The organism is Catonella massiliensis (assembly GCF_016651435.1).
GTDB lineage: Bacteria > Bacillota > Clostridia > Lachnospirales > Lachnospiraceae > Catonella > Catonella massiliensis.
Genome location: NZ_JAEPRJ010000001.1, coordinates 1,947,300 through 1,967,397 on the forward strand (window position 1 = coordinate 1,947,300; position 20,098 = coordinate 1,967,397).

The following is a 20,098-nucleotide window of genomic DNA, read 5'->3' on the forward strand; positions in this document are numbered from 1 at the left end:
TTTCATCCTTTATATGTAGGTACAATTTTCCTTATTTCTTCTCTTATTCTTTCGCCTGAGGGCTCACTAAAGGCAAGCTTTATAATCTCTTCAAGCTCTGCCTTAAACTTCTCTTCATCCATATCGATTGCCCGCCCTATGTGAATGAGCTTGTTATCTGTATCCCTAAGCCCCTCTTCCTCCATAAGAAGCTCCTCGTATAGCTTCTCTCCAGGTCTTAGTCCCGTGAATTCTATCTTAATGTCCTTATCAGGCACAAAGCCTGAGAGCCTGATTATATTCTTTGCAAGGTCAAGAATCTTCACAGGCTCGCCCATTTCAAGGATAAATATCTCTCCACCCCTAGCATAGGCTCCTGCCTGAAGTACAAGAGAAACTGCTTCAGGTATAGTCATAAAGTATCTTATAATGTCAGGGTGGGTAACTGTAACTGGTCCTCCTGCTTCAATCTGCTTCTTAAAGAGAGGAATCACGCTCCCGTTGCTTCCAAGCACATTACCAAACCTTACTGCCACAAACTCTGTCTTTGAATGGTGGCCAAAGGTCTGTATTATCATTTCACAGATTCTCTTGCTTGCCCCCATTACGTTGGTTGGATTTACCGCCTTGTCAGTAGATATGAGCACAAATCTGTCCACACCGTACTTATCGGCAGTTTTTACAGTATTGTATGTGCCTAAAACATTGTTTTTGATAGCCTCATTCGGGCTATTTTCCATAAGTGGCACATGCTTATGTGCAGCCGCATGGTAGACAAGATTTGGCCTGTATTTTGCAAAAATGGAATCAAGCCTGTCCAAGTTACGCACAGAGGCTATTAGCACAACCAGGTCAAGCTCAGGGAAGTTATGTCTAAGCTCCAGCTCTATGTCGTAGGCATTATTCTCATATATATCTACTATAATGAGCTGTTTTGGCTTATGCCCCGCTATCTGCCTGCAAAGCTCGCTTCCTATGGAGCCGCCTCCGCCTGTCACAAGTACCGTCTTGTCTTTCACATAGCCCATAACTAGGTCAAGCTCAACACTTACAGGTTCTCTTCCAAGCAAATCCTCTACGCTCACATCTCGAAGCAGAGTCGCTGATACGTGGCCCTCCATAATCTCAGTTACGCTCGGAGTGATTTTTAGCTTGCAGCCCGTGTCGGTACAAAGACCTATAAGCTCGCTAAGCTCCTTTCTGCTTGCAGATGGTATGGCTATAATTATCTCGTTTATCTTGTACTTTTGGACATTTTCAGGGATGGAGTATCTGTCTCCGACCACCTTGATTCCGTTTATATAGCTTCCCACCTTGTTCTTATCATCATCTATGATACAGCAAAGCTCCTTCATCACGCTGGCACTTGAGAGTACATCTCTTATAACCATATGTCCTGTCTCTCCTGCACCAACAAGCATTACCCTCGAGGTCTGCACATTTCCTGTAGCTGCCCTGCTGGTTATCTGCATCCTCACCGTTCTGTAGAGAAAACGAATTCCCGCAGTCAGAAGTAAAAGTATGAAGAAGTATAGGAAATGGTAGGTTCTTGGGAGAAAGAAGGCCTCATCCTTTTGTCCTTTTATCAAAGCTATAACCACTTCTGCTGCCGTAGCCTCAATAACAGCAATAATGATTCTCTGCATTTCTACAACGCCGGCATAAGCCCAAAGGCTTGTGTAGAGGTGATTCAGAGTGAAAATGAGAACTGTTGCAATCATATTTAAAAGGAGTACACTCTGCATATTCTCGGTAAAATATACCGGTATCTTGCTAAAGCTAAGGTCAAATCTTAAAAGCAAAGCAAGGACTCCCGCAACCCATACGACCACAAGGTCGTATAGGATGATTAGAGTCCTCTTTATAAACTGCTGGTTTTTAGCGTAAAAGTTAACTATTTTTTCCCTCATTGGTTTCACTTCCCACATTATCCTTTTTAGCAATATAAGCATTGATTCCATAGCCAACACCGAGGAACACCCAGTAAAGAGGTGCAAGGGCAACACAGGAGTCATTGAAGATTCCCGCAAAGAGATAGCCTATAATGCCCAGTGATATAGCGACTCCAAAAGTCTCTGTCTCACCGTTTAAGTCTCTTTTCCAGTAGATCTTAAAGGTCTGTACTATATACATAATAGCAATGGCAAGGAAGCAAAGCAGTGCCAGGCCTCCGCTTTGAACTCCAATCTGAAGGAAAAGGTCATGAGGCTTCGTGATAATCATACTGCCAAAGCCACCATTAAGCCTTCCTATGTAATCATTCTGAGGGAAGGCTATGGTAAATGTGTCCGCACCGCTTCCCAGCAAGAGATGATTGAAGAATACAGGGAAGGTTCTTGACCATATGTATCCACGTCCTGAGGCAAAAGAATCGTGATCCTTGATTATGGCCGCAGGAGCATTGTAGATATCATCAAGCTTACCACCGCCGGTATATATCTTGTATCCGTTTCCGGTATTCATAAATGCAAATGAACCCTTTGGAGTATTGCAGTTAATGAGATATCCCTTTACATCATCACTTGCAGGCTTCATATACTGGAAGCTAAGGTCTTTGAGCTTATCATCCTTTAAGTATACAAGGGAACCGTCATCGCTAGTCTGGTAGTCTATCTTGCTTCCGTCTGCCTTTGAGAAGTATACAGTTGCCTGTTCTCCGGAGGCGTCATAGCCTATGTAAAATGTGACACCATTGTAGGTGATTTCCGCATGGTCATTTTTAAGCTCTACCTTTTCAAGCAGATAATCGTTTTTCTGCATTGCTAAAGAATTTTTAAGGTAGGTAAGAAGGTTCAAGCCTATGTAGTTAAAGTATATTGCCGCAGAGGCAATGATGACAACGGCAAAACCAGCCATAATAGGCCATCCCTTCTTAAGCTTCTGCCTGAAGAGAATAATAGCAAATACAGCGGATACCGCAAAAGCACCTAGGAAGGTCTTAGAGCCTGAACCCATAGCGCAAAGGAAGTTGATTATGGTAATGATTCCCCAGAAAGCCTTCTTCCATATTTTCTTTGAAAATACAGCAAGCACAAGGAATATAGGGAATACTAAAGCTGCATAAGAGCCTACGTAGTTAGGGTTGTAAAGCGTAAGGTAAACCTGGTGGTTACCTGAGCCTGAAAATGTAAAGCTAAGGTTCTCTCTGATTTGCTCTGCTCCTTCAAAGCTGCTTGGAATAATAAGGTAGCGTCCAAGCTTTGTTCCCCAGAAATCCTCACCGATAAGCTGGGTAATACCTATATAAGAATGTATTACTGCCAGTACCGCAAGTGCTCCCCTTACAAACTTAATACCATAGCTGTCACTGGCATATACATAAGCATATATCAGTACAACACAGTAGGCAAGGATAACCCAAAGCGTCTCGTGCTGTTCATACATTCCGTGAAATCCAAAGCTTCTGTACTTTGATACAAGCGTTGAAATGGTTGTAAGTGCAGCATATCCAAATACCGCATACATCCACACAGGCAGCTTTATCTTCTTGCCGTCCAAAAACAGCTTGGCACCAAGGGCAAACAGCATAAGTACTGCAACTATGGTAAGTGCCTGCCCCTTCACTATAAGGAAGACATCAAGACTTTCATCTCCACCTCCAAACCATGGAAACTGTGTGAGGTTGGTAGAATGCTCAGCAGCCCTTACTATAAGGGGGATGAAGGCTATCACTATCCCCAACAGAAAAAGGCTGATTTTCTTTCCCATTCCGGCTTCTTCCTTCTTGTTCTTATAACCGTATCTGTAATCCACTTTTCTCCTCCAAAGATATATATTCCCTTTATGGGTTGTTTACTCTATTTCATTGTCTACGTGCTTTACCGTGATTCCATTTACTTCTACTCCTTCACCTACAGGAATCACAATCGATAGAACTCCGTCAACCACCTTGTGCTTCACAAGGGAGGCACTCTCAGGCTTAACCTTTATCTCGATGTCAGGAGCCTTTATACTAAGCTGTTTGACCACCGGGAGGTTGTTGGCTATTATGGTAGCCTTCTCTCCGGCTACCTCATTGAAGGTGTCTTCAAAATGCTCAAGCTTCTCCCTCTCAACACCGCTCTTCTCCAGAAGCTCCTTTACCTCATAAGAGGTAAGCTCAACAGGAGCAGGTATTTCCTTGTTTAGCTCTATTACTTCCGCTATATTTTCCTGCACTCTCTGTACTATCTCAAGGCTTACCTCGTCCTTAAGAGTCTCAGTTATAAGAGAGTTAAAGGTCTCGGTCTGTGCCACCGGTGAAGGCGGTGATACTGTCCCAAACACTGCCTCCACGAAGTCAGGGTATAGCTCCTCTGCCTTCTTTGTATAGTAGAGGAGACTGTGAATATCAGGTCCTCTGTCATTAAAAGCAGGGAATAAAAAAGCTTTGTCAGGTGCCTCTACCACCCAATCTCTCACTCTTTCACCTATGCGGTTTGCATCTGAGTCATAGCCCAAAGCTGCCTTTGAGAGCTTAACCGGGCAGATGGCACAGAGTATATACTCGTAAATGACATCAGAGGCATCTTCTAAGGTCTCACCGTCTTTTCCTTTCCCTGGTACATCATAGTTGCCGTGGATTGCAACTATGTAGTATTTATCACTGCTAGGATAGTTAGCTATAATAAGGTCAAAGAACTTTTCAAGCTTCTCCTCATCTTTTAGTCCGCTGTCACGAAGCTCTAAAAGGAACTTCTGCTGCCCTTCACCAAACTCTGCCTCAAGCGGAAACTCCATATTTATAAGATTCTTACCAAGAGTTCCTCCCAGGCACTTATGGAAGATACTTAAGTGCGAAAGCAGCTCCTCCTCTGAGAGACTGCTAAGAGCCTCTTTTAGCACAAAGGTTTTTTCCTTCTCTATGCTGACATAGCAGGCTGCCAGGCTATCGATGCGGTATCCATCTTTGCCAAAGAGCTTACGTATCTCAGATACTTCTGTTTTATTCATATTCTCACCTTTTTACGGCTATTATACTTACGATAAAGTAAATGAGCCTTTTTTCACATCTTCTTATTATAGCAAATAATTACGCAGAAATAAAGAGCTTCATTAGATACATTTTCAATCCGCTGTTAGCGCAGAAAGAATAGTAAATAATAAAGCTCTTAGTTTTTCCATATTTAAGGCAGATTGTTAAATTATGTCTGTGTCAAAGGATAATAAGTTCTCTTGCAAGCAGGCATCAATCAAACTTTATACCTGTGACACTTGTTTTATTATATTAAGCCTCTGAGAAAAGTGCTGTTGAGAGGTATCTGTCTCCTGTGTCAGGTAACACCGCTACTATAACCTTTCCCTTATTTTCAGGTCTTTCGGCAAGCTTTCTTGCTGCAATCACAGCAGCTCCTGAGGATATACCTACAAGAACTCCCTCAGTTTTTGCGATTTCTCTTCCTGTATCGAGGGCTTCCTCGTTCTCTACCTGAATAATCTCATCATAAATACCGGTATTAAGTGTCTTAGGAACGAATCCTGCACCTATACCCTGTATCTTATGTGGTCCCGGAGCACCGCCTGAAAGTACGGCTGAGCCTGTAGGCTCAACTGCAACAACCTTGACATTAGGATTCTTTGACTTAAGATACTCACCCGCTCCTGTAATGGTACCGCCTGTACCTATACCAGCCACCAGGATGTCCACCTTGCCATCTGTATCCTGCCAGATCTCAGGGCCTGTAGTTCTTTTATGCACCTCAGGATTAGCAGGGTTATCAAACTGTGCAGGAATAAAGCTGTTCTTTGTCTCCTTTGCAATCTCTTCAGCCTTTGCTATAGCGCCCTTCATGCCTAGTGCTCCCTCTGTGAGTACAAGCTCAGCCCCATAAGCCTTAATTATATTTCTACGCTCTACGCTCATGGTATCAGGCATAACGATGATAAGTCTGTAGCCCTTAGATGCTGCTACTGATGCAAGTCCTATACCTGTGTTTCCGCTTGTTGGCTCTATGATGACAGAGCCGGGCTTAAGCTTACCTTCCTTCTCTGCTGTCTCAACCATGCTAAGAGCGATTCTATCCTTTACTGAGCCCGCTGGATTGAAGTACTCAAGCTTAGCAAGTATGGTTGCATTAAGCTTATGCTTAGCCTCGTAGTTAGTAAGCTCTAAGAGCGGTGTCTTTCCTATAAGTTCTGTAACTTTCTTGTATGTTGCCATGTTTTTTTCCTCCCAAATTCATAATCTTATGTTATATTGTTTAATTCCTATATTGCCTAGTTGTTTTATAGGTTTAATCTCTGATAACTATCATACCCCATTTATTTTACAATGTCAACAGAGTTTTTTGTGATTATCTTATTTTGGTTATTATCATCAGTGAGGCTCGGTTATGCTGTCTGTATTTTGTAGAATAACACGGTATCAGGATATCTTAGAACTTTCCGTGGCTTCCTCCGTGAATACTTCCGGAGCTGCTTCTATGAGTGCTGCTGCCTCCCCTGGATGAACCTGACGAGCTCGACCTGCTTCTTCTTGTCTTAGACAGAGTCTTATACAAGAATAGATCCTCGGCGTCAGTTAGACAAAAACTGTCCTGCCTTGCATAGTTATTTGCCTGCAGTTCAGGCTTTACTGTCTTTAGTTGTCTGGTAAGGATAATACATATAATGAGTGAGAAAAAGAGGGCCGGCAGGACGGAATCCTTTACAACGTCTGATAACTTTTCTTTCTTTGGAACAAGTCCCTCATCATAGGTCAAACCGCTGTCATAGTTGGCAAGCATTTTGTCGCATAAATTAATATAGCGTATAAAACCGGTGTAAGTATCTCCTTCTTTAATGACAGGCAAGAAGTCATTTGTCATATACTCTTTCGCCTCATCAGGAATTGCATTTACTGCCCTGCCATTTGTATATATAGCCCAGGTATTTGTACCAAAGTCCATTACAAGCAGCACCCCGTCTCTAGATACACCGAGTCCAAAGTTATTGTCCTTATAGTATTTCCCTGCGTAGGAGAGTATGTTATTGTCATTAACCTCGTTCTTAAGCGTCAGAATAGATATATCTGCATTTCTGGCAGAGCTTGCCAAGTCAAGCTTTGAATTTAACATGTTTTTATTTTCAAGTGACAGCACTTTCGCGTTATCCACCATTCTGGCAGCCTTCCTCCTCTGACTGTAATCTTCAGTAGGAGTTTCACTTTTTTCCTTAGGCATATTGCCCACATCATAGGCTGCACCTGTTCTATACTGCTCGATGAACTTTTTACAGAGGTTGGCATAGGTCTTAAACCCTTCATACGCTTCACCATCTGAGAGATACTTGACAAACTTATCTGATATGTACTTCTGCCCTGCATCGGTAAATATATATATGCCCTTACCTTTTGTAGATAACGCCCAGTCTCTTGAGCCATAGTCAACTACAAGGATAATGCCGTCTCCCTTATGGCCAAAGCCATAATTATTGTAATCATAGAAATCATCTGCAAAGGCTGTAACATCCTTTCCTGCTTCATTTTCTACAGTGAGGACGACTACATCCACCTTCTCTTCTTCACTTATTTTATTTAGCTTTTTAAGCAGCTTTTTCTCTTCCTCATCCGTTAGTACATCTGCCTTATCTACAAGCCTCGGATATTTAGCGTTATACTTTGTGTCCGCAAGAATCTTCATACCTGACATTTTCGAAGGACCTGTCAAAGAGAAGATAAAAGCAAGGAGAAAGAGAAGAAGGCAAAGCCTGCCACGTACTAAGCCACGTGCTTTATTATTATAAATATTTCCCAACTCTTTTTCCTCCTACAAGCGTGTTACAAAATGTGCTATGGTAAATATAAGCGTAAGTAAGGCAGTTGCACCTACAAATATCTTTGCCCTAAGTACCTTGTCAAGAGGAAGGTCGCCTACAAACTTGCCTGTCTGACCGTTCATTGCAAAGATATACGGCTTATCTTTCCACCTGGTTGTAAATACCCACACCGGATAGAGAGCATACCTGGTTAATGTGTTATTTATATTTACAGAGCTTTGCTCAGTTGTTACATAGTTATAACCGGTGACTGTATTTCTAAATGCCTGCTCTACCGAATTTCTGATTCTATTATTTACTACAGTCTTTTGCATATCTGAGCTTACATCATATTTATCCGCCAGGAATCCGGCAAGGTATGCTGTCTGAAAGTCAACGGCCTCACGCAAATCAAAGGGCTCAATGGACTGCATAAGAGTATCATCCATCTTCACTGATGCATCTGCAGGAACCGCCCTAAAGGCATACTCACCAGCCCTGGTAACAGCATAATTGCTAGTCTCTGTGTAGGTATAAGAGCTGTCACTCCAGGACCTTATCTTCTTGCATTTGAACCTGAATCTGCTGTTGGTAGCCGCATCATAGAGCCAAAAAGGCACATAAAGCCCCTTTATTTCTTCTATGTTGTTTTCATCCTTAAATATCTTCGGAAGCAATATCTTACCTTTAAGAAAATTGTAAAACTTCTCCTTAGCCTGCTTCTTATCTAACTTAAATGGTATAACAAGGTCGGGGCGCAGCCCCTTTTCCCACTTACCTGTCATCACTACAGGATTGCCGCAAAAAGGACAGGAGGTTGCACCCAAGGTATCATCTCCCACTATCTCTCCGCCGCAGGAGTTGCAGGAATACACGGAAAGCCCGTCTCTTTCTCCCTCTTCCCAGCTCCCCTTAGGAGCTGACCAGTTTATAGTCTCTTTCTCGTCACCGTTTAAGATGTTATCATAATCCTTTAGGGTATCCATATCAAATTCAGTGTCACAATACGGACACTTCATCTTTTGAGCTGCGGTGTCAAACCTTATGGCACCACCACAGTTGGGGCACTTGTATTCTATTAAATCCATAACTTTCTCCCTTGCTACATCTTTTCTAACTTTTCTGAAATCTGTCCTTCCACATACTTTACTTCAGCCTCAAGCTCTCTTGCTGAAGTCCTTACCGCTCCGCTTCCAAATATTATCATCTGAATAAGTGCATCAGATGTAGCCACCCTTACCAGACCTTTGCCTGTAAGCTCCAGGCTCGCCTTTGCTATATAGCGGTCAGCAGTCTCAGCCTCTTTGGTGTATACAATCCACATGTCACCTTGCTTTATTACGTTTTCTTTGCCACCTCTTACCTTGTAGGCATCAAATACAAGGATGAGCTTACATCCCCTGTAGCCCTGGTAATTGGCAAGCTTTTCTATGAGCTTGTCCCTTGCGCTGTCGATATTTATATCTGCAAGCTCTTTTAACTCCTGCCAGGCAAATATGATATTGTAGCCATCTACCAAGAGGTAATCATCCTTACCTATACTGCTTTTAACCCTCTTTGTATTAGTCGAAACCTCAGGACATTCATCTGTCCTGCCCCTGCCCTTCCAGCGGTTTCTGGCAGACTCTTCTTCCTTCTTTTTGTTGGAAGAGACCGCAGACTTAAGTATACTGTCTATCTCATCAGTTCCAAGGAAGACCTCTCCTCTATCGCTTCCCACCTGGCTTGGGAGCCTGTTTGCATATCTTAAAAATGCCTCTTCTTCACTCTCTTCCTCCTTTGTATCTCCAAAATAAGGAAGATGCATATAGTTAATAACTTCATTCCAAGGCACTACAAAGCCCGCTCCATGTGAACAGAACACCGAATCTGCTGTATTTTCAATGTCTGCTTCAGGATAATATCCTATAGCTTCTATGACCTCCTCCGCATTGTGGCAGACTTCATAGTCAGACGGAGTAAGCGTAAGAATTCCCTCTCCCTTTGTATAGGCTCTTAGCTCTAGGACGTAGTTCTTAACCTCCGATACAGGTACCTTGCCGGTAAGCACAGCCTTTCCGGATATATTTTCAGGTGAAGTGAAACTTCCATTCATCTTAACTATGTCTGTCATCGCCCTGCCTATGGCTTCTTCCGGCACTTCAAGCTTAAAGTCATACACAGGTTCAAGAAGAACTGAGCTTGCCTGCATCAGCCCCTGCCTTACCGCCCTGTAGGTGGCCTGTCTGAAGTCTCCACCCTCAGTGTGCTTAAGGTGTGCCCTTCCTGCCACAAGGGTAATCTTCATATCTGTAATAGGAGAGCCTGTAAGCACTCCCTTGTATTCTTTTTCTTCAAGATGGCTAAGAATCAGTCTCTGGTAGTTAAGGCTAAGCTCATCTTCACTTACCTCAGAAGCAAAGCTAAGCCCACTTCCTCTTTCAGCAGGCTCTAGCCTAAGCTCCACCTCAGCATAGTGCCTCAGTGGCTCAAAATGCCCTACTCCGTACACTGTCTCAGCTATAGTCTCCTTGTAGAGGGTATGTCCTTCTCCAAAGCCTATATCCACATTGTATCTTTCTTTTATTAAGTGTTTAAGAACCTCGGTCTGCACCTCTCCCATAAGAGATATAGTAATTTCCTTCTTTTCTTCAGAATACTTTACTGATAGTTCGGGTATCTCCTCTGAGATTTCCCTGATTTTAGGCAGGAATACATGGGCAGGCTCATCCTCAGGAAGCTCTACCTTGTAGCTCATTACCTGCTTAAGCACGCTTCCTACCTCAGTCCCTGAAAGCCATCCAAGGCCTTTCCCTGCCTTAGTACCTTTCAGTCCCGTAACTACGCAGACCTCTCCTGCTTCTACTCTGTCACGGCTTTCATATTTCTCACCTGAATATATCCTTATTCCTGTGACTTTTTCATCTCCTATCATCTCCCTGACAGATAGGCTTCCGCCCATAAGCTTCATATAGGTGAGGCGGTTGCCTGCATCATCCCTTGCTATCTTAAAGACTCTTGCAGCGAATTCATTACCGTATACAGGTGGAATAACTAGAGCTGCAAAGCTTTTAAGGAACTCATCAACTCCCTCATATTTAAGGGCTGAACCGAAAAATGCAGGGAAAAACTTACGGTTTCTTACAAGATTTTGGATGTCTGTAAAATCTACGCTCCCTGTCTCCATATAGGCTTCAAGCACCGTCTCATCAGTAAGAGAAACCTCTTCCAAAAATTTCTCATACCCTGCTTTATCACTATTAGCATCCGCATAGTCAATTATATTGGAATCAAGCTTTTCCTTTAGCTCGATTAGTATCTCCTCTTTTGAAGTATCAGGCTGGTCCATTTTATTTACAAATATAAAAGCAGGGATATCATAGTGCTTAAGAAGCTTCCAAATGGCAGACACCTGAGACTGCACACCTGCAGAGGCACTTATTACAAGTACGGCCACATCAAGGACTGACAGCACCCTCTCCATTTCTACAGAGAAGTCCACATGCCCCGGTGTATCAAGAAGGGTGAAGTCCTTACCAAAGGCCTGAAACTCAGCCTGCTTAGAGAAAATGGTAATTCCTCTTTCTCTTTCAAGCTCGTAATTGTCTAAAAAGGCATCCTTTTTGTCTACTCTTCCTGCCTTTTTAAGCACTCCTGCAGAAAGCAGAAGGCTTTCCGAAAGCGTAGTTTTTCCTGCATCTACCTGTGCCAGTATTCCAAAAACTATATGTCCCATAACTTCCTTCTAAAATCATATTTATTAATAAAAGCCACAGACGAACTTCTGTGGCCTTTACTTTAATAGTTCCCTATGAATATCATAGAGATTTTTATAAGATTTATCAAGTGACTTTATTACAATATTATCCAATAATCAGAAAGAGCCGTGGCTGCCACCATGCGTACTTCCTGAGCTACTTGTATGTGTACTGCTTCCTCCTCCCGATGAACTTGAAGATTCTCTTCTGGTTCTTGAAAGCCTCTTATAGAGGAAGAAATCTTCAGCAGTGTTTACATAAAAGCTGTTGTTCAGCTCGTAGTTATCTGCTGTATACTGCTTACGTACAGTCTTTAGCTGGGAAGTCATACCGTAGCAGACTACAAACGCAAGAAGAAGTGCAGGAATAACAGAGCCTCCTATTATGATGGTGAGATTTCTAGTCTTTGGAAGATTACCTACATCATAGGCACTTCCTGTCTTGTACTGCTCAATAAATTGGTTGCAAAGATCCGCATAAGTCTCAAATCCCTTGTATGAATCGCCGTCACTAAGATATGGCAGGAACTTGTCCGTCATATACTTTTGTCCTGCATCTGTAAATATGCTGATTGCCTTTCCCTTTGTTGAGATAGCCCAGGCTCTTGAGCCATAATCCATAACCAGGACTAAACCGTCTCTGCCACTTCCATATCCAAGACCATTATCATCGTAATAGTCATCTGCATAGGCAGTAATACCGCTCTCTGTTGTCTCATCTTTAACAGTCAAAATGGCAACATCTATCTGCTGTCTTTCGCTGATTTCATTTAATTTGGCAAGCAGGCTTTTCTCCTCACTGTCTGTAAGGACATCAGCATTGTCAACCAGCCTTGGAACCTTAGCCTCTGCATATACGGAGGTGAATAGAAAGCTAAAACTGCCTATAAGTGTGAGGAAAAAGACAAGAGCCAATGCCATAAAGCAGGATTTTTTACTAAGTTTATTTATCATCATTATCCATTCCCTCCCCTCTAAAATACAAAGTATAGCACAAGAAAGAGAATTATCGCTGTTACAACGCTTATGCCTGCAAACAGCTTTGCTCTCAGACTCTTGTCTACCGGGAGGTCGCCAACAAATTTACCCGTCTGTCCATTCATTGCAAAGATGTAAGGCTTGTCCAGCCATCTCGTGGTCAGCACCCATACCGGGTAAAGGGCGTATTTTGTCAGCTTGTTGTCTATGTTTATGGTAGACCATTCCTTGGTAACTGAGCTATAGCCTGTAACTGTATTTCTAAATGCCTCTTCTACGGAGTTTCTTATACGTGAGTTGACTGTCTGAAGCTGTGCATCAGAGCTAACATCGTACTTATCTGCAAGGAAGCCTGCAAGATAAGCAGTTTGAAAGTCTACAGCATCTTTAAGGTCGAAGGGCTCGATTGACTGCATAAGTACATCATCCATCTTGGCGGATGCATCAGCAGGAACTGCCTTGAACTCTAGACTGCCACCTCTTATTACAGCGAAGTAGCTTGTCTCAGTATAGTAGTAGCTTCTATCACTCCAGCTTCTTACCTTTGTAGCCTTGAATCTAAGCCTACTGTCAGTGTCTGCGTCATAGAGCCAGAATGGTACATATAGCCCCTTGATTTCTTCAATGTGGTTCTCAGACTTGAATACCTTAGGAAGAAGAAACTTGCCACCAAGGTACTGGGAAAACTTCGCCTTGGCCTGCTTTTTATCAAGCTTAAACGGGATAACCAGGTCAGGACGGAGTCCCTTTTCCCATTTACCCGTCATTACTACAGGGTTCCCACAATAAGGGCAGGAAGTCGCTCCAAGAGTTTCATCCCCGACTATCTCACCTCCACAGGAATTACAGGTATATACTGAGAGACCGTCTCTTTCTCCTTCATCCCATTTTCCCTCAGGAGCGGACCAGTTCATGGTTCCCTCGGTATCTCCCTTTAATATGTCATCATAGCCACGTAGGGTGTCCATGTCAAATTCGGTGTTGCAGTATGGACACACCATCTTTTGAGCGGTTGTATCAAATCTAATTGCGCCTCCGCAGTTGGGGCACTTATATTCCATTAGTGCCATTGTCTTCTCCCTTATTCATTAAAATACGGCCTATACACTACTATGCCACAGAGTCTCTATAGCTTTCCCTTATCTGTGGCATAGAGTGTTACGAATATTTATGGACGTTTGGTACCACAGTTTGTACAGAAGTTACCGTTGTTTTTATTGCCACAGTTAGGGCAGAACCACTGCATACCCTCAGTCTGAGGAGCGCTGCCCTGAGCCTGTGAAGCGCTGCCCTGAGCCTGAGCTGCTCCCATCTCATAGAGGGCGTTTGCATTCATTCCTCCTGCCTGATTAGCCATGTTCATACCCATAAAGCCCATCATTGCACCGTTTGAGTTGCCTGCGGCTGTCTTCATAGCCTCAGCCTGTGCCTGTGCAAGGTTAGCAGCTGCCATGGTAGGGTTTCTAAACGCACCTGATAGCTGAAGATTCTTGATTGCTGCAGAATCCTCTTCAGAAAGTGTGATTGGGTTAAGGGCAACAGAGATAATATCAAGGCCTCTAAGCTCCTTCCACTTTTTAGAAAGCACCTCATCCATAAGATCTGCAAGCTCCATAGCGTGGCTTGGAAGTCCGCTTGGCCTGATTCCCTGCTCACTAAGCTTACCAAAGGCAGGCTGGAGAGCAGATACGAACTCCGTCTTAAGCTGGGTATCTATCTCATCTCTTGTAAATTCATCAGCGACGTTGCCACATACATTCTGATAGAAAAGGATAGGGTTTTGAATCTTATATGAGTATACGCCTGAACAGCGTACAGATACATCTATGTCAAGACCTACGTTGGCATCAAGCACTCTGAAAGGAATAGGGTTAGGTGTACCAAATTTGTTGTCTGTGAGTTCCTTTGTGTTGAAATAGTAAACCCTCTGGTCTCTTCCTGCCTGTCCTCCATAGGTAAATCTGCCTATCATATCCTTAAATACGGCACCTACACTCTCACCAAAGCTGCCTGAGAACACACTTGGTGACTCACCCGAATTAAAGGTATATTCACCAGGCTCGGCACATATTTCGGATACCTTTCCGTTATTTACTATAACAAGACACTGTCCATCTGCAACTGCTATACCTGAGCCATCTGTAATCACATTGTCACTGCCGTGCTTATTGGATGATCTTCCACCTATTCTCTTGCTTCCCTTTCTTACAAGTACGTCAGCAGGAAGCGCATCACAATAAAAATATTCCTTCCACTGATCTCCCAGTGTTCCTCCTACAGCTCCTGTGAAAGCTTTAATAAGTCCCATACCACTACCTTCCTTTCATTTTCCAATGTAGTATTTTCTAAAAATAAACAGGATATAAAACTATGCGGCTTTATACCCTGTTTATTAAATTGAACCCCTAACAGGGCAAACTATTTTATTATCTTACTCTAAAGCTAACCTTAGTCGTATTACCAGCATAATCCTTAACTACAAGTGTATATCTTCCGCTTAAATATGCGATATGACCACTCTTAATGGTTTTACCGTTTAACTTAGCTGATTTAACACCTGAGTCCTTATCGGAAAAAGTAATTCTTACACTGCCTCTATAGGTTCTCCCATTAACTACACTTACAACAGGAGCCTTCTTGTCAACTAAACCCTTAACCTTAAAGAATGCTGAATAGCTGGTTCCTTCCTTTACATCAGTCCAATTCATTGGGGTAGTTTTATCTGTAACTCTTATTGTATAGTATCCGTTTCTCTTAACCTTGAACTTAACGGTATTGTCTGCATTTAACTTTAACTGGATAGCATTCTTATCAGTAGAGTTATTCCAGCCAACACTGTTTAAATATCCCCAGTAGTTAGCATTTTTCTCACCGTCTCTGCCTACCTTGCCATAGCGGTACTGAGCATACTTAAAGAAATCGTCCATTGCTGTTGAGAAAGTAACTGTTGCGCTCTTTTTATCTTTATTTACCTTGTAGCTTGTCTTCACGATATTCTTAACTGGAACTGCAACTCCAACTACATTTATATTACCATCAAAGTCACCATAGTTTTCATGCTTTGAAAGGATGCTCACATAGTATGTACCCTTCTTAAGTATAGCTGTGAGCTGCTGCTTGCTGGTATCTTTCCAGTAACCGGCTTCAAAGGTTCCAACCTTTTTTGAAAAGGCTGCATCTGCATAAAGTGCATACTTAACAGATACACCATCGTGATTGTTAAGTGAGAGGCTGCTTCCTAAGAATACCCAAGAGTCCTCGTTAACTGTAAACTTAAAGTAATTGTTGACTGCCCCGCTGCCCTGAACAAGGTGTGTCTTCTGAGAAAATACCACGTTTAAATCGTCCTGACCCACGAATTTGTCTGCTGTCTCGATATTTCCTTCTGCCGGCTCTGTTGTTGTACCCGCAGGAGCTACACTGTTTGCTGCCGCATCTGCCTCTGCTGCCTTCACTGTAGCAACAGGCTGTGGAACAACTACATTGCTCATCATAAGTGCTGCTAAAAGTAAAACACCTAATTTCTTATTCTTCATAATCCCATTCTCCTCCGATTAAGATATTTGCAAGGTTTTGATACCTTATATGAAGTATAGTATCATAACACATTTTATTTTTCAATAGATGTCATTTATTCTTAAGAAAACTGTTAACTTTTTGTAGTTTTTATTTTACTTGATAAAGTTAGCAAATACGGATACTCCAATAAGCGTAAGTATCCCGCTCACTATCATGGCAAGACTGCTGACGCTTCCCTCTATCTCTCCCATTTCCATAGCCTTTGCAGTACCAATGGCATGGGATGCACCGCCAAGAGATATGCCTCTGGCAATCGGTTCGTATATCCTAAATATCCTAAATACAGTGATGGCGATAATGTTGCCTAGTATACCGGTTATAATGATGACAGCTACTGTAATAGCCACTATGCCGCCAAATTCTTGCGCAACTCCCATACCTATAACAGTGGTGATTGACTTAGGAAGGAGGGTTATATACTCCTTATGCGACAGCCCAAAGGCAAGCGCAAAGAGTAAAACACAGACCAAGTTAGATAGTATCCCTGATATAATGCCCGTCATAATGGCTACCGCATTCTCCTTTAAGATAGTGAGGTTCTTGTACAAAGGTATGGCAAGGCTCACAGTCGCAGGAGTAAGCAGATAGCTTAAATACTGTGCACTCTTGTTGTAGTCCTCATAGTCTATGTGGAAAGTAAGTATCCCTGCTATGACAAAGATAATGGATATCAGAAGCGGGTTAAGAATGGCAAGCTTGAACTTTTTTCTTAAAAGCAGGCCTATCTGATAACCAATAATACTTACTACTATACCAAAAGTAGTGCTATTTTCTATTAATCCGTTCATGTTCCTTCCTTTCAACCAAGTACTGCGTTATTTTCCCTGAAATCACCATTACTACTACTGTAGAAACAGGTGTAATTACAAGTACAGGTACCAACATGTCTTTTAGTTCATCAAAAGATGCAAGAAGTCCGACTCCCGCAGGAATGAACATAACCGGCATTATTTCTATCAGAAATACCGCTGCATCTTCCACTGCTCCAAGCTTTACTACCTTAGTCATAAGACAGAGCATCATAAGGCAGAGCCCGTACACACTTGTAGGGATAGGGAGGTGCACAAAATATTTTATGCCCTCCGCTATACAGGTAATAAGCATGATTACGCCAAATTGTCTAAAATACTTCATCTACTTTCTCCCTCTTTTTTCTACCCAGTCTTTTTCACGAGATAACATCCTCTTTATGTATTCACCGGTGTATGAGTTTTTATTATCTGCAACCTCCTCAGGAGTACCCTCAGCTATCACTCTTCCGCCTCTTGCACCACCCTCAGGTCCTATGTCAATGATATAATCTGCTGTCTTAATCACATCAAGGTTGTGCTCAATTACTATGACGGTATTGCCTCCATCAGAGAGCTTCCTGAGAATATTGATTAGCTTATGTACATCTGCAAAATGGAGTCCTGTAGTAGGCTCATCAAGCACATAGATAGTCTTTCCCGTGCTTCTTTTACTAAGCTCGGTAGCAAGCTTGATTCTCTGGGCTTCTCCTCCTGAGAGCTCGGTGGATGGCTGTCCAAGGCGGATGTAGCCTAGTCCCACCTCACTAAGCGTTTCTATCTTTCTCCTGATTGTAGGTATGTGTTCAAAAAATGCCAAAGATTCATCCACTGTCATATTCAGCACATCATATATGGACTTGCCTTTGTACTTTACTTCAAGGGTTTCTCTGTTGTAGCGTCTGCCTTCGCAGACTTCACAAGGCACATATACATCAGGCAGGAAATTCATCTCTATCTTGACTATACCATCGCCTGAGCAGGCCTCACAGCGTCCTCCCTTTACATTAAAGCTAAATCTCCCCTTGCTGTAGCCCTTTGCCTTGGCATCCTGTGTAGCTGCAAAGAGGTCGCGGATAAGGTCAAAGACTCCCGTGTAGGTCGCAGGATTGGAGCGGGGCGTTCTTCCTATAGGCGACTGGTCTATGTCTATTATCTTATCAAGATTCTCTGCTCCAAGAATGGCATCGTGCTTCCCCGGTATGGTCCTTGCCTTATTTAGCTTCTTTGCAAGTGATTTGTATAGAATCTCATTTACAAGGCTGCTCTTTCCCGAGCCTGATACTCCGGTAACCACAGTCATTATCCCAAGAGGGAATTTTACATCTATATTCTTTAGGTTATTCTCCCTTGCACCCTTTACTTCAAGATAGCCTGTAGGCTTTCTTCTTTCGGTTGGAACGGGTACCTGAAGCCTGCCTGATAGATAAGCTCCTGTAAGGGAGTTTTTACACTTCATTATCTCTTTGGCTGTTCCCGTAGCTATAATCTCACCGCCGTGTTCACCTGCTCCCGGGCCTATGTCTACTATGAAGTCGGCGGCAAGCATCGTGTCCTCATCATGCTCAACAACTATGAGGGTATTACCTATATCTCTAAGGTTCTTAAGTGAGGCAAGCAGCTTGTCATTATCTCTTTGATGAAGACCTATACTAGGCTCGTCAAGGATGTAGGCAACGCCCACAAGTCCTGAGCCTATCTGGGTAGCAAGCCTTATTCTCTGCGCCTCGCCACCGGAGAGAGTACCTGTCGCACGGGAAAGAGTGAGGTAGTCAAGCCCCACATCATTAAGAAATGAAAGCCTTGCCACTATTTCCTTAAGCACAAGGTCGCCGATTTTCCTCTGAGTAGGGGTAAGCTCTACATTTTCAAAATAATTCTTGGCATCCAGTATGGAGAGTTCTGTAACATCGGAAATGTTCTTATCTCCCACAGTAACTGCAAGCGCAGTGGCTTTCAGACGCTTTCCACCACAGGCTTTACAAGGGGTGGTACGCATAAAGCTCTCGTATTCCTGCTTGCTTGACTCTGAGAAGGTCTCCCTGTATCTTCTTTCCACATTTTTTATAAGTCCCTCAAAAGGCACATCATATACGCCTTCTCCACGCTGTCCCTTATAATGCACCTTAAGAACCTTACCGCCTGTTCCATGGAGGATGACATCCTGAACTTCCTTTGAGAGCTTCTCAAACGGAGTTTTGAGGTCAAATTTATACGCCTTAGAAAGGGCTTCAAGTGTAGAGTGGGTGAAGCTTCCCTTTTGATTGGAGGACTGCCATCCAAGTACCACTATACAGCCTTCTGCAAGGCTTAGGCTCTTGTCAGGTATCATAAGGTCGGGGTCAAACTCCATCTTGTATCCCAGTCCAAAGCACTCAGGACAGGCGCCGAAAGGATTGTTAAATGAAAATGTCCTTGGCTCAAGCTCTTCAAGGCTGATATTACAGTCAGGGCAGGAAAAGCTTGAAGAGAAGCTAAGTCTCTCCTTCCCTGCCACTTCCACAATAAGGAGTCCTTCTGAGAGCTTCATTATCTGCTCTATGGAGTCTGACATACGCCTTTCTATACCAGGCTTTATCACAAGACGGTCCACCACTATCTCGATATTATGCTTTTTGGTCTTCTCAAGCTTAATCTCATCTGACAGCTGATGAAGCTCACCGTCTACCATCACCCTCACGTATCCTGCCTTAAGGGCACTTTCAAAAACCTTTACGTGTTCACCCTTCCTTCCCCTTACTACAGGGGCAAGAAGCTGAATCTTGGTACCTTCAGGCAGTTTCATTATCTCATCAACCATCTGGTCAACTGTCTGCTTGTGTATTTCTTTCCCACAATTAGGGCAATGAGGTACTCCGGCTCTTGCATAAAGGAGCCTTAGATAATCGTATATCTCAGTTACAGTACCTACTGTAGAACGTGGATTTCTATTGGTTGACTTCTGGTCTATGGATATGGCAGGGGAAAGCCCCTCAATGCTCTCTACCTTCGGTTTTTCCATCTGCCCTAAGAACTGGCGGGCATAAGAAGAGAGGGACTCCATATACCTTCTCTGGCCCTCCGCATAAATGGTGTCAAACGCAAGAGATGATTTGCCTGAGCCTGAAAGCCCTGTCATTACGACAAATTTATCCCTTGGTATATCTATGCAGATTCCTTTGAGGTTATGTTCTCTAGCCCCTCGTATCCTGATAAAATTCTTTGAATTTACTGTGTTTTTCTTTGCTGGCATATTCTTCCTCGTATGATATAATGGGTTATAATCTTTGTTTATCATAGCAGAAAGATATTAATTTTTCAACGGTAATTCGAACGAATGTTTATA

The 20,098-nt window shown here is 42.9% G+C and carries 14 protein-coding genes; all 14 read right to left on the minus strand.

The features are described from left to right. Window positions 1-2 precede the first annotated feature (2 nt). Window positions 3-1,889, minus strand: a complete 1,887-nt coding sequence (locus tag JJN12_RS08810) for a polysaccharide biosynthesis protein (protein WP_208429332.1) — start codon at window positions 1,887-1,889, stop codon at window positions 3-5. Further along, entirely contained in the window at window positions 1,870-3,732 is a 1,863-nt protein-coding gene (locus JJN12_RS14205) for an O-antigen ligase family protein (protein WP_208429333.1), read from the minus strand. The genes JJN12_RS08810 and JJN12_RS14205 overlap by 20 nt, the downstream gene beginning before the upstream one ends. 39 nt (window positions 3,733-3,771) lie before the next feature. After that, a complete protein-coding gene (locus tag JJN12_RS08820; protein ID WP_208429334.1) occupies window positions 3,772-4,911 on the minus strand; it encodes a DUF4317 domain-containing protein in 1,140 nt (379 codons plus the stop codon). 274 nt (window positions 4,912-5,185) lie between these two features. Then, window positions 5,186-6,118, minus strand: a complete 933-nt coding sequence (gene cysK, locus JJN12_RS08825; protein WP_208429335.1) for a cysteine synthase A — start codon at window positions 6,116-6,118, stop codon at window positions 5,186-5,188. 214 nt (window positions 6,119-6,332) lie between these two features. Then, window positions 6,333-7,691, minus strand: coding sequence for a TPM domain-containing protein (locus JJN12_RS08830; protein WP_208429336.1), 1,359 nt, complete (start codon window positions 7,689-7,691; stop codon window positions 6,333-6,335). Between the two features lie 12 nt (window positions 7,692-7,703). Next, window positions 7,704-8,780: a hypothetical protein gene (locus JJN12_RS08835; RefSeq protein WP_208429337.1), complete on the minus strand. Its 1,077-nt coding sequence runs from the start codon at window positions 8,778-8,780 to the stop codon at window positions 7,704-7,706. A 14-nt stretch (window positions 8,781-8,794) separates the two neighbouring features. After that, window positions 8,795-11,407: a translation factor GTPase family protein gene (locus JJN12_RS08840; RefSeq protein WP_208429338.1), complete on the minus strand. Its 2,613-nt coding sequence runs from the start codon at window positions 11,405-11,407 to the stop codon at window positions 8,795-8,797. Window positions 11,408-11,545: 138 nt separating this feature from the next. Further along, window positions 11,546-12,385, minus strand: coding sequence for a TPM domain-containing protein (locus tag JJN12_RS08845; RefSeq protein ID WP_208429339.1), 840 nt, complete (start codon window positions 12,383-12,385; stop codon window positions 11,546-11,548). Between the two features lie 17 nt (window positions 12,386-12,402). After that, window positions 12,403-13,476: an IBR domain-containing protein gene (locus JJN12_RS08850; RefSeq protein ID WP_208429340.1), complete on the minus strand. Its 1,074-nt coding sequence runs from the start codon at window positions 13,474-13,476 to the stop codon at window positions 12,403-12,405. Between the two features lie 98 nt (window positions 13,477-13,574). Continuing rightward, entirely contained in the window at window positions 13,575-14,714 is a 1,140-nt protein-coding gene (locus JJN12_RS08855; RefSeq protein WP_208429341.1) for an SPFH domain-containing protein, read from the minus strand. 118 nt (window positions 14,715-14,832) lie between these two features. Beyond that, window positions 14,833-15,942 (minus strand): hypothetical protein, encoded by a 1,110-nt coding sequence (locus JJN12_RS08860; protein WP_208429342.1) that lies wholly within the window; start codon window positions 15,940-15,942, stop codon window positions 14,833-14,835. Window positions 15,943-16,077: 135 nt separating this feature from the next. Then, window positions 16,078-16,773, minus strand: a complete 696-nt coding sequence (locus tag JJN12_RS08865) for an LrgB family protein (RefSeq protein ID WP_208429343.1) — start codon at window positions 16,771-16,773, stop codon at window positions 16,078-16,080. Next, window positions 16,751-17,119 (minus strand): CidA/LrgA family protein, encoded by a 369-nt coding sequence (locus JJN12_RS08870; protein WP_208429344.1) that lies wholly within the window; start codon window positions 17,117-17,119, stop codon window positions 16,751-16,753. Before JJN12_RS08870 ends, JJN12_RS08865 begins: the two co-directional genes overlap by 23 nt. Beyond that, window positions 17,120-20,005, minus strand: coding sequence for an excinuclease ABC subunit UvrA (gene uvrA, locus JJN12_RS08875; RefSeq protein WP_208429345.1), 2,886 nt, complete (start codon window positions 20,003-20,005; stop codon window positions 17,120-17,122). It abuts the gene before it with no gap. Window positions 20,006-20,098 lie beyond the last annotated feature (93 nt).

Excerpts from the sequence above, each read along its gene's own strand:
- JJN12_RS08820 (WP_208429334.1), bottom strand. The coding sequence starts at position 4,911 with ATGAATAAAACAGAAGTATCTGAGATACGTAAGCTCTTTGGCAAAGAT.
- JJN12_RS08840 (WP_208429338.1), bottom strand. The coding sequence starts at position 11,407 with ATGGGACATATAGTTTTTGGAATACTGGCACAGGTAGATGCAGGAAAA.
- JJN12_RS08850 (WP_208429340.1), bottom strand. The coding sequence starts at position 13,476 with ATGGCACTAATGGAATATAAGTGCCCCAACTGCGGAGGCGCAATTAGA.
- JJN12_RS08810 (WP_208429332.1), bottom strand. The coding sequence starts at position 1,889 with ATGAGGGAAAAAATAGTTAACTTTTACGCTAAAAACCAGCAGTTTATA.
- JJN12_RS08835 (WP_208429337.1), bottom strand. The coding sequence starts at position 8,780 with ATGGATTTAATAGAATACAAGTGCCCCAACTGTGGTGGTGCCATAAGG.
- cysK (WP_208429335.1), bottom strand. The coding sequence starts at position 6,118 with ATGGCAACATACAAGAAAGTTACAGAACTTATAGGAAAGACACCGCTC.
- JJN12_RS08860 (WP_208429342.1), bottom strand. The coding sequence starts at position 15,942 with ATGAAGAATAAGAAATTAGGTGTTTTACTTTTAGCAGCACTTATGATG.
- JJN12_RS08855 (WP_208429341.1), bottom strand. The coding sequence starts at position 14,714 with ATGGGACTTATTAAAGCTTTCACAGGAGCTGTAGGAGGAACACTGGGA.
- JJN12_RS08870 (WP_208429344.1), bottom strand. The coding sequence starts at position 17,119 with ATGAAGTATTTTAGACAATTTGGCGTAATCATGCTTATTACCTGTATA.
- JJN12_RS08845 (WP_208429339.1), bottom strand. The coding sequence starts at position 12,385 with ATGATGATAAATAAACTTAGTAAAAAATCCTGCTTTATGGCATTGGCT.
- uvrA (WP_208429345.1), bottom strand. The coding sequence starts at position 20,005 with ATGCCAGCAAAGAAAAACACAGTAAATTCAAAGAATTTTATCAGGATA.
- JJN12_RS08865 (WP_208429343.1), bottom strand. The coding sequence starts at position 16,773 with ATGAACGGATTAATAGAAAATAGCACTACTTTTGGTATAGTAGTAAGT.